The organism is Hymenobacter sp. HD11105, from assembly GCF_054051685.1.
On the sequence record NZ_JBSWBR010000001.1, the window covers coordinates 795,288 to 808,223 of the forward strand.

The following is a 12,936-nucleotide window of genomic DNA, read 5'->3' on the forward strand; positions in this document are numbered from 1 at the left end:
GCTAGGGGCCATTTTATGCATCAAGCTTAACGCTACTCTACAACTAGCCGCCGCGTGTATTGCTTCGTCGCGTTTCGGATTTGTACTACGTAAACGCCCGCCCGCAAACCAGCTAAGCTTAGGCGCAATTCTGCTTGCTGGGGGGAAAAAGTAGCCGTGCGCACCATTCGGCCCAGCGCGTCGTGCACCGTGGCTGCGGTAGCTGACGTAGGCGCGGTAGCAAGCCGCAATGTCACCGTTTGCCGCGCTGGATTGGGCCAGACCGATAAGGTAGGAGTGTGCTCCTCAGGCTTAGTGCTGAGCACAAAGCCTCGGTTTTCTAGGGTTATAATTCGGTCGTTGCCACCGTTGCTGGTAGCCACGTACACGCGTCCCGCCGGTGATACGCACAAGGCACGTAGGCGCCCAAAGCTGTTCGTGAGAAATTCATCCGGGGTTATGGAGGTGATAGCGTCGCCAGCGGCATTGAGGGGAAGCTGAACAAGACGGGACGCTTTCAGGGTGGCGAGCAGCAAACTACCGCGCCACTCCGGAATGGCTGGCGAATCGTAATAAGCTAGCCCGGCCACGGCTAGCGTCGGCGTCCAGACTTTCAGTGGCTCCCGCACATTGTTAGCAGCACAAAAGCTTTGCTCGGCAGCCGAGGTGCAAAAGCCCTCTACATTGGGCCAACCGTAGTTGCGGCCCGCTTCCAGCAGGTTTAGCTCATCGTCGGTGGTTTCGCCGTGATCCGAGATGTAAATGCGGCCTGTGGGCAGCCGCACCAATCCCTGCGGATTGCGGTGGCCCAAGGTGTATACCAAACTGCCCGGCGTCGGATTATTGGTTGGAATGCTGCCATCCAGATTAAGGCGCAGAACCTTGCCGTTGAGCGAAGCCGGATTTTGCGATTCGGGCCGCAGTTGGGCATCGCCGGTCGTCATGAGCAGGGTGCGGTCGGGGAGGATAAGCAGGCGCGAGCCGCTGTGCGTGGTGGCGGCCGTAATGTTATCCAGCAACACTTGCGGGGCGCTCAACGAGTTGGTGGCAGCGCTGTACGTGTAGCGTACCAGTTTCTCCTTAAGGCCGTTCGCGTTGTAATTATAGACGATATACAGGTAAGGCGAAGTAGAAGCAAAATCTGGGTGCAGCACCATGCCTAGCAAGCCGCTTTCGCCAGTGGGCGCTACATCGGGTACCGTGAGCAGCGGCAGGACCTGGCCCGTAGTCGGATTCACGCGGCTGATACGGCCCCCTCGCTCCGTCATCCAAATAAAGTCATCAGGCCCCCAAACCAGCTCCCACGGAATATTAAGGCCGCTAACCAACGGCGTGGCCGAAACCGTGGTGCTGCCGACCTGAAAGGTAGTGGTCTGGGCCGAGGCCGCTGTGGTCAGAAGGGAGCTAACCACTAAAAGCGTAGCGACAATATTTTTCATGACTAAATAGCTGAAGCTGAACAGAGAGTGATAGCAGTAACGAAGTAATAACCCGTTCGGATTAGCTTCGTCCCAGCTTGTGAGGGATTATTTTTACTTTCCGCAAGCTTTCCACCACCTACCTCTGCCTGGGCCGCGGCCCGCACCACCCATCTACGCTTTCCCATGAAAAAACTGCTTTCTCTGCTGGCTGTTGGCGCCGTCAGCTTCGGTGCGGGTGCTATGCTGCCCCGGCCCGCCGATTTGCCCCCCATCACGGTTGCGATGGTGCGTGCTGCCCAAGGCTTAATCGGTCTAAACTTTACTGATGCCCAGCTCGACTCAACCCGCCGTGACCTGGAAGAAAATCGCAAAGACTACGAGCAGCTGCGCCAAGTGAGCGTGCCCAACAGCGTAGCGCCCGCGCTGGTCTTCGACCCAATACCCTTGCGCCTGCGCCAAACGATGTTTCCCGCATCTAAGGTTAAAGCTGATGCTGGCAAATTGTCCCCCATAGCCAAAGTGAAGCTGCCTACCAACCGCGATGAGTTGGCCTTCTACACCGTGCGCCAGCTAAGCGAGCTGGTGCGTACCAAGCAGATCTCCTCAGAAGAGCTGACCCAGTTTTTCCTAGCTCGCCTCAAGAAATACGACCCCAAGCTGCTCTGTGTTACCACCCTGACTGAGGAGCTGGCCTTGCAGCAGGCCCGCCAGGCCGATAAGGAAATCAAGGCCGGAAAGTACCGGGGCCCGCTGCATGGTATTCCGTTCGGAGTTAAGGATTTATTCAGTACCAAAACTTACAAAACCACTTGGGGCTCCGTGCCTTATAAAGACCAAGTACTGGACGAAGACGCGGCCGTAGTGACGCGGTTGCGCGAGGCGGGGGGCGTTTTGGTGGCCAAGTTTACCTTGGGTGAGCTAGCTATGGGCGACGTGTGGTATGGGGGCAAAACCCGCTCACCCTGGAACATTACGCAAGGCAGCAGCGGCTCCTCCGCCGGTTCGGCTTCGGCAGTAGCGGCCGGGCTGGTACCCTACGCCATCGGCACCGAAACGCTGGGTTCTATCGTGAGTCCGAGCACCGCCTGCGGCGTGACGGGCCTGCGGCCTTCGTTTGGACGCGTGAGCCGGGCCGGTGCTATGGCGCTGAGTTGGAGCATGGATAAAGTGGGCCCCTTGGCCCGCTCAGCCGAAGACTGTGCCTTAGTATTTGCGGCATTAGTAGGCCGTGACGCCAACGACCCTGCCACCACGCAGGTACCCTCCGGCTTCAAGTATGCCTTTGATACCGATATCAAAAAGATGCGTGTCGGGTATCTAAAGGCTGATTTTGACAAAGAGTATCCAACCAGAGCCAACGACCAAGCGGCTCTCGAAGTCATGCGGAAGCTGGGCGTACAGCTCGTGCCTCTGGATTTGCACGACTTGCCCGATGGGGAACTGCTCATTCTGCTCGGTGCAGAAGGCGCTGCTGCCTTCGATGACCTCACCCGCTCGGGCCGCGATGCCCTCATGGTAAATCAGGGCCGTAATGCATGGCCAAACTCGTTTCGGATTGCCCGCTTCATTCCGGCCGTGGAATATATTCAGGCCCAGCGGATTCGTCGCCAGCTTATTGAGGAAGTAGACCGGCGTTTGCAGGGTTTTGATGCGTATCTGGCGCCCTCATTTAATAGCCCCAACTTGGTGGTCACCAACCTGACGGGCCACCCGGCCGTGGCGGTGCCCAATGGCTTTCGGGCGAACGGGTTGCCGAGCACCATCACCTTCGGCGGGCAGCTTTTTGAGGAAGCCAAGCTGCTGGCGTTGGTCAAGGCTTATCAGGAGGCCACGGATTTTGATGAAAAGCATCCACCGCTTAATTTTTAGGAGTGTTTACAAAGGCGGTCATGCAGAGCGGAGCGAAGCATCTCGCGTGCTAATGTGGGAGTACTAATCTCACTAAACACGCGAGATGCTTCGCTCCGCTCTGCATGACGTTCTAATAAGTAATCTTACCATTTAAATAAAATGCCCGCCAGCATACACCAACGTCCCGACGGCTACTTTATCTCCACCGATCCTGCCCGCCTTGACCTAGCCGTTATTCATCACTATCTGGCCAACGATTCCTACTGGGCCCGCAATATGCCCCGCGAGCTATTGGAGCGCGCCATTCAGAACTCGCTCAACTTCGGCCTGTACGCGCCCGATGGTCGGCAGGCTGGCTTTGCCCGCGTAGTCACCGACCGGGCCACATTCACCTGGCTCTGCGACGTGTTTGTGCTACCTGAATTTAGGCGGCAGGGCCTGTCGAAGTGGCTGATGGAGTGTGTATGGGCTCACCCCGATTTGCAGGGGCAACGGCGGCATTTGCTGGCCACACTGGATGCCCACACGCTCTATACCCAGTTCGGCTTTAGCCCACTCGCCGAGCCCGAGCGGTTTTTGGAGATACGCTTTGCCAACCCGTATGGGGTGCCCACCAGTCATTAGAAGGTCATGCTGAGCGAGAAACTTGCCACCCAATGGCAGCAGCTAACGACGCCTCTCACTCCCAATGAAGCGCTGCGCACGGCCACTTTGCAGCAGTTGGCGGCGGCTTATGAGGCGCCGGGGCGGCATTACCACACGCTCACCCATATTCAGGCCTTGCTGCAAAGCCTGCACGAAGCACCCACGCCGCTGCACGATGCGGAAGTTGTGCAGCTGGCTATCTGGTTTCATGATGTAGTTTATAGCCCCCTGCGCTCCGACAATGAGGAGCGCAGCGCGGCGCTAGCGCGGGAGTTTCTTACCCAAACTAATTTGGTGCCTGAGCGCATCAGCAAAGTGGTTTTGCTTATCGAGCGAACCAAAGACCACACCCAGCCCCAGCCCAACGACCCAGACCTGCATTTTTTTCTGGATGCTGACCTACAAATCCTAGGGGCTCCGCCGGCTGAGTACGAGGAGTATGCCCACCAGATCAGGCAGGAATACCGGTTAGTGCCGGGGCCTCTATACCGGCGCGGTCGGCGGGCTGTGCTGCAAAACATGCTGGCTGCGTCGGTGCTCTACCGCACCGAGTATTTTCGGGATAAGCTCGATGCCCGCGCCCGTCAGAACTTGCAGCGGGAGCTTGACGACTTGTAAGTGAGGGTAAGCTGCAAAAAATGCCCCTCAGCCACTGCGTTCTTACTTTATCTCCTTAGTATCTGCAACGCGGGCTGCTGGCTTCTGTCCTTGCCGCGGGCTTGCGTATTTTGCAGGAAGCTTTCATGTTTCATTTTTCTTTCAATAACTGATGCGCGTTTTGTTCGCCGTGCGGGCGCTGGCTTGGTTGGGGCCAATTTCCGCTGCTTTTGCTCAAACTCAACCCGCCGCGCCGGCCGCTTCATTGGGGCCGCTCACGGTGGAGAAAATCATGCGCGACCCCGCCCAGTGGATTGGTACAGCGCCATCTAATGTGTATTGGGGCGAAGATGGCAAACGCATCTACTTCAACTGGAACCCTGATAAAAACCGCCGCGACTCGCTGTACGCCGTGGCCCCGAGTGGTGGTGCGCCCCGCAAAATCAGCCTGCGCGAGCAACTGAATTTGCCCCCCAGCGGCGGGGTATACGACCAGAAATTCGCCCGTAAAGTCTACGAGAAGGAAGGCGACATCTACCTGCTCGATCTGAAGAGTAACAAAGTTCGGCGCGTAACGAACACGGCCGAGCGCGAATCAGACGCCGCTTTTGCTTTGCAGGACCAATTAGTGAGCTACACGCGGGGCGGTAATTTGTTTACCTGGAACCCGGCCAATGGCGAAACCGTGCAGCGCACCGATTTTCGCAAAGGCAACAACCCCGCGAAAGGTACGCCGGCAGATCAATCGGAGAAATATCTGAAGGCCCAGCAGCTGGCATTATTTCAAGTAATTAAGCAGCGCGAACAGGACCAGCAGGACCGGCAACGCGTGCAAAAAGTCTTGGAAAAGCTGCGACCCAAAGCCATTTATCTGGGTCTTAAATCGGTGCGCAACTTGCAGCTTAGCCCCGATGGTCGATTCGTGACCTATTCGCTGGTGCAGGAGCCGGCCAATAATAAGGTGGCCATAGTGCCCAACTTCGTCACGGCCTCGGGCTTCACGGAAGACATTTCGACCCGCAACAAAGTAGGCGCGCCCCAAACTGCACTAGAGTTGGGTATCTACGACATTGGCCGCGATACGACCTTCGTGCTCGGCTACCGCGACCTGAAAGGCTTGGATGAGTTGCCCGCGTATCGCAAAGAATATCAGTTGAAAGCCAAAGCCCCTACGGCAGCACCTGACTCAGCGAAAACGGCAAAAAATGCCCCTCAGAAAGCCGAGAAGCCAGCTACCGAGCTGCGCCGTGTGGCTCCCTTTGGCCCTTTCTGGTCGGATAACGGCGAGCGGGCTTTTCTGGTCATGCGCTCCGCCGACAACAAGGATCGTTGGATTGTAGGCCTTGACCCGAGCACCCAAAAAATCACGCTTTTGGATCGGCAGCGCGATGAAGCCTGGATCAACGGCCCGGGCATTGGGAATGGCGCCGGCAACGTCGGCTGGCTGCCCGATAACAAGCGTGTGTGGTTTCAAAGCGAAGAAAGCGGCTACTCCCACCTCTACACCGTTGACGTAACCAACCAGCAGCGCAAAGCCCTGACCAGCGGTAAATTCGAGATCCAAAATGCCACGCTTTCCCGCGATAAAAAGACTTGGTACCTCTCGGCCAACAAAACGCACCCCGGCGAGCAGCACTTCTACCGCATGCCAGTAGCTGGGGGGCAAATGACGCAAATCACAACCTTGCCCGGCGCGCATGAAGTTGCCATTTCGCCCGATGAGAAGACTCTAGCCGTGCGCTATAGCTACGCTAATAAGCCTTGGGAGCTGTTTGTGATGGATAATAAGCCCGGTGCCAAAATGCGCCAGCTTACCAATTCTCTCACCGCTGAGTTTAAAAGCTACGCCTGGCGCGACCCCGAAGTCATAACGATCAAAGCCCGCGACGGCGCCGACGTGTACGCTCGCCTTTACCGGCCCGCCAATGCAGTGGCTCAAGGTCCGGCCGTTATTTTCGTGCACGGCGCCGGCTACTTGCAGAATGCCCACAAGTGGTGGAGCCAGTACTTCCGCGAGTATATGTTTCACAATCTGCTCGTCGACCAAGGTTATACCGTGCTTGATATCGACTACCGCGGCTCCAGCGGCTACGGCCGCGACGTGCGCACGGGCATCTACCGCTTTATGGGTGGCAAAGACCTCACCGACCACGTAGATGGTGCCAAACTGCTTACGGAAAAATATGGCGTCAGTCCCCAGCGTATCGGTATCTATGGCGGCTCGTATGGCGGTTTTATTACCCTCATGGCCATGTTCACTGAGCCCGATGTATTCAAAGCCGGCGCGGCTCTACGCTCCGTCACCGACTGGGCCCACTACAACCACGGCTATACCGACAATATTCTCAACGAGCCTTATAATGACTCGCTGGCGTATGCTCGCTCGTCGCCTATCTACCACGCCGAGGGTCTAAAAGGCGCCCTACTCATGTGTCACGGTATGGTGGACACCAATGTGCATTTTCAGGACATAGTGCGGCTCTCTCAGCGCCTCATCGAGCTAAAGAAGGACAACTGGGAGCTGGCCGTGTATCCCGTAGAGGACCACGGCTTCGTGGAGCCCAGCTCTTGGACCGATGAGTACAAGCGGATTCTGAAGCTGTTCGAAACCAACTTGAAGCCAGCCGGCACGAATGCTACCCGAAGTAGCAGCGGTGGTAATTAAAGATACGTACTACACAAAAAAGCCCCCAGGATGATTCTGGGGGCTTTTTTGGGACTGTTTATTGAGCCATTTATCGTTCCTGTCTTCCTTTTAAAATATATCACTTACGACGGTAGTGGAGCTCTGCTAATGGAAATACTAATTGCTAATCCGAAGTAAAATTAGGCCAAAGCTATTTTTCGAGCGAAAGGATAAAAGGCCGAATTAGCGATTCGCAGGCCGATTTCGTTGCAAAACCAATGCGTTGCTTCAACACCAAAGCTACTGGGGGGCTTTTTAGGCGAGTTATTTCCTTCGTCAATTTCCGTTAGCTTTGCCCCCCGCTACGCTTACTTGCGCGCGACCTAGTTTTTTCACCGACGACGTTTTATTCCGACGCTGATGCCCTATTTATTTACTTCCGAGTCTGTTTCGGAAGGCCATCCTGATAAAGTTGCCGATCAAATATCTGACGCTATCCTCGACGAGTTTCTCCGCCAGGATCCAGATTCTAAGGTCGCTTGCGAAACGCTGGTAACGACTGGCTTAGTAGTAGTAGCCGGTGAAGTAAAATCCAAGGCTTACGTAGATGTACAGTCCGTGGCCCGCGACGTGATTCGTCGCATTGGCTATACCAAGGCAGAATATAAGTTTGAAGCTGAAAGCTGCGGCATTCTATCAGCCCTGCACGAGCAGTCGCCTGATATTAATCAGGGAGTAGAGCGCAAAAGCCCGGAAGAGCAAGGTGCCGGCGACCAAGGAATGATGTTTGGCTACGCCACGCGCGAAACAGCGAACTACATGCCTTTAGCGCTGGATCTGTCGCATCGCCTGCTGCGTGAGCTGGCTGCTATCCGCAAAGAAGGTCAGGAAATGACGTATCTGCGGCCTGATGCTAAGTCGCAGGTAACCATTCGCTACTCCGACGACAACACGCCCGAGGCCATCGACACCATCGTGGTCAGCACCCAGCACGACGACTTCGATGAGTCGGAGGTAGGTATGCTGAAGTGCATCTCGGAGGACATTCGCAACATCCTGATTCCCCGCGTGAAAGCTGGTTTGAGTGCCGAAGTACAGCAGCTTTTCACCGACCAGATTACCTACCACATCAACCCCACTGGCAAGTTCGTCATCGGCGGACCTCACGGCGATTCTGGCCTCACAGGTCGCAAAATCATCGTGGATACTTACGGTGGTAAAGGTGCACACGGCGGGGGGGCATTTTCGGGCAAAGACTCCTCAAAAGTTGACCGCTCAGCCGCTTACGCAGCCCGCCACATCGCCAAAAACCTAGTGGCTGCCGGCGTAGCCGACCAGGTGCTGGTACAGGTAGCTTACGCCATCGGCGTGGCCCAACCTGTAGGCTTGTATGTAACTACCTATGGCACCACGAAAGCACAAGGAAGCAACGGTCTGCTCACCGATGGTGAAATTGCTGAGAAAGTAAACGCTCTGTTCGACATGCGTCCTTTCGCTATCGTGCAGCGTTTCGGCCTGCAAAACCCCATTTTCGGCGAAACTGCTGCTTACGGACATATGGGCCGCGAAGCCGGTACCACGCAAGTAAAGCTGCCAAATGGTGAAACCCAGACTTACGAGACTTTCACTTGGGAGAAGCTAGACTACGTAGATAAGATTAAAGCTGAATTCAGCTTGTAGAAGCTCTTAGCTTCAAGTTAGTATAAAACACAACGGCGCCCTTCCTCAGTGGAAGGGCGCCGTTGTGTTTTAATCAATATGTAAATCCAGCTTAATGACTGGTGAGCTTTTCCTTATGTTTTTTGATCTGACGCTTCAACCCTTCGGTAGCTTCGTCGGTCGCCGCCTCGAACGTAGGGGCATCAGCCTGACTAAACAAGGTATTTCCGGGTACGAAGATCTTGAGTTCAACGGTCTTATTGGCAATCCCGTCCTTATTATTCATCTTCAAAATGACCTCGCCATCCGTGACGCGGTCATAGAAGGTTTCGAGCTTGTCGAGACGCTTCTGGATGAAGTCAAGCAGGCTCTTGTCGGCGGTGAAATGCACCGAATGCATCTGTACTTTCATCGGAAAAAGGGGTTTGGTAAATAGAAAGGAAAAACACTCAACTAGTTACTTAAGCTTTCGGATGGGCTTTGTCGAAGACAGCTTTAAGCTTGTCGATGGACAAATGGGTGTACACCTGAGTGGCCGCTAGGTTAGCATGGCCAAGCAGTTCTTTAATGGCATTCAAATCGGCTCCTTTGCTGAGCAGATGCGTAGCAAATGAATGCCGCAATACGTGCGGATGCTGCTGAGATGAAGCAGTGGTAATCTGGCTCAAATAGTGCTTCACAGTACGATAAACAAGCTTTTCATACAAAGGCCCATGTTTATCTGTAACGAGGAGAAATCCACTGGCGTTGTCGAGCGAAACAAATTCGGCCTGCTTGCGCGCTATATAGTTTTCTAGTGTTATTAGAAGCGTTGGGTTCAGTGGCATTACCCGCTGTTTGTTGCCTTTGCCTGTCACGCGTACTGTGCGAGCCATCATGCTTAGATCATCGTGGCGTATACCAATCAATTCCGATAAGCGGATACCCGTACCGTAGAGCAGCTCCAGAATCAACTGGTCGCGGGCGCCAGCAAAGGAGTCATCAAACTTAAAGCTATTAAGCAGGCCATTTAGGGCGTCCTCCGGCACAAAATCGGGCAGCTTCTTAGCTGTCTTAGGCGAGCTTATGCGCAGCATAGGGTTACGCTGAATAGCGCCGGTGCGCAGCAGATACTTGTAATACGAGCGCAGACAGGCGATTTTACGGTTCACCGTACGCGGATCGCGCTGTTGCTGCATTAGCTCCACAATCCAGGAGCGAATCAGCATGTGGTCGGCCTGCACTGGGTCAGCCAGCTCATAGGTTGTGAGCAGGTAATCGGCAAACTGCCGCAAGTCGGTCTGATAAGAAATAACGGTGTGGGGGCTAAAACGCCGCTCAAACCGCAGATAGTCAAAAAACAGGTTCATACGCTGGAATTCGGCTGCTGAGGGCAGTTATCCAATGTAAGAATTAAATCTGGAAGTTATAGACGCGAAAAAACCGGCTGGTTCGCTTGAGTAAGCAAATCAGCCGGTTATCGCAAAAGCTTTGTAAGCTAAACGCTAGTAATTTTCAGTAGCGTACATAGTCTGCTTGTACACAGCCTTCTCCTTCTGCTTACGCTTGGTAACGGAGGGCTTTTGAAAGAACGTACGGCGACGCAATTCCTTTAATACACCCGTGCGCTCGAACTTCTTCTTGAAACGCTTCAGAGCCCGGTCAACCGACTCGTTATCTTTGATTTGAACGATGATCATATATGCAGTGGAGTTGAAAACTTTCTATTACGGGGGGCAAAGATAATGATTGAGTTGGAAGTTTTAAAAAGATTACGTCGATTTCAACATAAGGATGGGGACAACACTCTCATGATCTACAAAATCCGTACTTCTTATTACCTTATTTGAGCAGCGTCCGAGCAATTACCAGCTTCTGAATTTCGGAAGTTCCTTCGCCAATGGTGCAAAGCTTAGAGTCACGGTAGTACTTCTCGGCTGGGTAATCTTTGGTATAGCCGTAGCCTCCAAAGATTTGAACGCCTTCGTTGGCAGCGCGCACGCAAACTTCCGAAGCATACAGCTTAGCCATAGCCGATTCCTGTGTTACGTTCAAGCCACGATCCTTCATGTCAGCAGCGCGGTACGTTAGCAAAGCGGCAGCTTCGATTTCAGTAGCCATATCGGCTAGCTTGAAAGCAATTCCTTGAAAGTTGGAAATCGGCTGATTGAACTGGTAGCGTTCTTTAGAGTATTGGGTAGCCGCTTCAAATGCCCCTTGGGCAATACCTAGGCTCAAAGCCGCGATAGAAATTCGCCCCCCATCCAGCACTTTCATCGACTGAATGAAGCCTTCGCCTACTTCGCCTAGAATATTTTCTTTTGGTACGCGGCAATCAGTGAAAATCAACTCAGTCGTTTCGGAGGCGCGCATGCCTAGCTTATCTTCCTTGCGGCCGTGTGTGAAGCCCTCCGTGGGTTTCTCAATTACGAATGCCGTCATGCCGTGCGAGTCACCTACTTGGCCAGTACGAGCAATAACAACGGCAATGTTGCTACTCTTACCGTGAGTGATAAAGTTCTTGGCACCGTTCAAAACATAGTAATCACCATCTTCTACGGCAACAGTACGCATGTTACCCGCGTCAGAACCAGTGTTGGGTTCAGTGAGGCCCCAAGCACCAATCCATTCAGCCGAGGCGAGTTTGGGTAACCATTTGCGCTTCTGCTCTTCTGAGCCAAACTGAAGAATGTGGCCGGTGCAAAGTGAGTTGTGTGCCGCCATTGAAAGGCCGATGCTGCCGTCAATCTTCGCTAGCTCGGCAATAGCTGTGACATATTCAACGTAGCCAAATCCGGAGCCACCATATTCCTGCGGCACTAAAACGCCCATCAGACCTAATTCGCCGAGCTGTTTAAATACGTCGATGGGAAATTCCTGACTTTCGTCCCATTCCATCATGCGAGGCTTGATGTGAGTGGCGCCAAAGTCGCGCACCATCTGGGCAATCATTGTTTGATTTTCGGTGGCTACTAATTCCATTGGTGGAAATCGTTTGGGTGGTGGGTGGTGGGTGGTAAAGGTATAACCAGCGAGAGCCGGATTTGGGTTCGCAAAAGTACTACTTTGCTTCCACAGAAGTTTATGCTTGACCTCCGTAGTGCAGCCTGATTTTGAAAGGGTGCACTAATTTGGTTACTTTGAAGGTTTTTCAGGAAGAAAGCAGGCTCATTTTCGGCTCATTTCCCGGTAATTCTCTCTTTTGACTTCGGCTTTTTGGCCTGTATGCTACAACCCATCTTCCGCCGTTTGCTACCTTTCTGGTGGCTTGGCTTACCAGTTCTGTTGCTGTCATTTTCCTGTACTACCTCGAAGGTAACCCGGCAAAATGTACTATTCCGCTTAGAAGGAACCACAGTTGATACGGCCCGCTTACGGACGGCAGTAAACAGAACGGAGCGCAATTATATCATTCAAGCCAATGATTATTTAGACGTTCGGGTCTACACAAATAAGGGGGAGCGCATACTGGATCCCAATGGTGAACTTCCGTTTGGTAACCCTGGCGGATTAAGAGGCGCTACATCCCGACCAGGGGCTGGGGGGAGAACTGGGACAGTTCAACAAGGTGGAGGAACTACAAGCGGCGGAGCTGAATTCTTAGTGCAAGATAATGGCATCGTGAAGCTGCCAATGGTGGATTACGTAAAGCTCAGTGGGTATACCCTTTTGGAGGCTGATAGCGTGCTGCAGATTGCTTATAGCCAGTATTATGAGCAGCCTTTCGTCGTAACGCGAGTAACAAATAATCGCATTATCATACTAGGTGCCGTCGGAGGCGGGGGAGGACAAATAATCCCGTTGACGAATGACAATATGAACCTGATTGAAGTATTAGCTATTGCGGGAGGCATTGATGGCGGAGCAGTAGGCACAGGTGGTAATAGAGTGGGACGTACGACCAATATTCGGCTCATTCGTGGAGATTTAAAAAATCCGCAGATACAAGTTATTGATCTATCGACGTTTGAAGGAATGCGCCGCGCCAATCTGCAGGTGGAACCCAATGATATAGTTTATGTTGAGCCTATACGTCGCCCATTCTATGAGGCTTTGGCTGACGCCGGCCCGGTATTTGGGCTCGTAACCAGCTTAGTAAGCGTGATAAGCACGCTATATATTATTACTACAGTATACAGGAACAATAATTAAGCTTGTTTCCTTCACCTAATAATGTGC

General features: G+C 53.4%; 11 protein-coding genes. 6 read left to right on the top strand and 5 right to left on the bottom strand.

Annotation, left to right across the window (positions count from 1 at the left end; genetic code table 11):
- Window positions 1-32: 32 nt before the first annotated feature.
- On the bottom strand, window positions 33-1,418 hold the full coding sequence (locus tag ACW9KT_RS03530) for a PQQ-dependent sugar dehydrogenase (RefSeq protein WP_457078007.1): 1,386 nt from the start codon (window positions 1,416-1,418) through the stop codon (window positions 33-35).
- Between the two features lie 165 nt (window positions 1,419-1,583).
- Between ACW9KT_RS03530 and ACW9KT_RS03535 the strand changes: the two genes are divergently transcribed.
- The 5 genes from ACW9KT_RS03535 to metK all read left to right on the top strand — a co-directional run bounded on the left by ACW9KT_RS03535 (window position 1,584) and on the right by metK (window position 8,799).
- Window positions 1,584-3,269 carry an amidase gene (locus ACW9KT_RS03535; RefSeq protein WP_457078008.1) on the top strand — a complete coding sequence of 562 codons (1,686 nt, stop codon included), beginning with the start codon at window positions 1,584-1,586 and terminating at the stop codon, window positions 3,267-3,269.
- A 141-nt stretch (window positions 3,270-3,410) separates the two neighbouring features.
- On the top strand, window positions 3,411-3,875 hold the full coding sequence (locus tag ACW9KT_RS03540) for a GNAT family N-acetyltransferase (RefSeq protein ID WP_457078009.1): 465 nt from the start codon (window positions 3,411-3,413) through the stop codon (window positions 3,873-3,875).
- Window positions 3,876-3,881: 6 nt separating this feature from the next.
- Window positions 3,882-4,514: an HD domain-containing protein gene (locus tag ACW9KT_RS03545; protein ID WP_457078010.1), complete on the top strand. Its 633-nt coding sequence runs from the start codon at window positions 3,882-3,884 to the stop codon at window positions 4,512-4,514.
- Window positions 4,515-4,665: 151 nt separating this feature from the next.
- Window positions 4,666-7,158, top strand: a complete 2,493-nt coding sequence (locus ACW9KT_RS03550; RefSeq protein ID WP_457078011.1) for a prolyl oligopeptidase family serine peptidase — start codon at window positions 4,666-4,668, stop codon at window positions 7,156-7,158.
- A 381-nt stretch (window positions 7,159-7,539) separates the two neighbouring features.
- The gene (metK, locus tag ACW9KT_RS03555) at window positions 7,540-8,799 is read left to right on the top strand and encodes a methionine adenosyltransferase (protein WP_457078012.1); all 1,260 of its coding nucleotides are present in this window, start codon (window positions 7,540-7,542) and stop codon (window positions 8,797-8,799) included.
- Between the two features lie 91 nt (window positions 8,800-8,890).
- Here the strand turns inward: metK and hpf are convergent, their stop codons facing one another.
- From hpf to ACW9KT_RS03575, 4 genes are all read right to left on the bottom strand, one after another.
- On the bottom strand, window positions 8,891-9,190 hold the full coding sequence (gene hpf / locus ACW9KT_RS03560; protein ID WP_457078013.1) for a ribosome hibernation-promoting factor, HPF/YfiA family: 300 nt from the start codon (window positions 9,188-9,190) through the stop codon (window positions 8,891-8,893).
- Between the two features lie 49 nt (window positions 9,191-9,239).
- Window positions 9,240-10,127 carry a tyrosine-type recombinase/integrase gene (locus ACW9KT_RS03565; RefSeq protein WP_457078014.1) on the bottom strand — a complete coding sequence of 296 codons (888 nt, stop codon included), beginning with the start codon at window positions 10,125-10,127 and terminating at the stop codon, window positions 9,240-9,242.
- Between the two features lie 135 nt (window positions 10,128-10,262).
- Entirely contained in the window at window positions 10,263-10,457 is a 195-nt protein-coding gene (gene rpsU, locus ACW9KT_RS03570; protein WP_457078015.1) for a 30S ribosomal protein S21, read from the bottom strand.
- A 142-nt stretch (window positions 10,458-10,599) separates the two neighbouring features.
- The gene (locus ACW9KT_RS03575) at window positions 10,600-11,739 is read right to left on the bottom strand and encodes an acyl-CoA dehydrogenase (RefSeq protein WP_457078016.1); all 1,140 of its coding nucleotides are present in this window, start codon (window positions 11,737-11,739) and stop codon (window positions 10,600-10,602) included.
- A gap of 243 nt (window positions 11,740-11,982) precedes the next feature.
- Here ACW9KT_RS03575 and ACW9KT_RS03580 point away from each other — a divergent pair, with 243 nt between their 5' ends.
- A complete protein-coding gene (locus ACW9KT_RS03580; RefSeq protein WP_457078017.1) occupies window positions 11,983-12,909 on the top strand; it encodes a polysaccharide biosynthesis/export family protein in 927 nt (308 codons plus the stop codon).
- The last annotated feature ends 27 nt before the right edge of the window (window positions 12,910-12,936 follow it).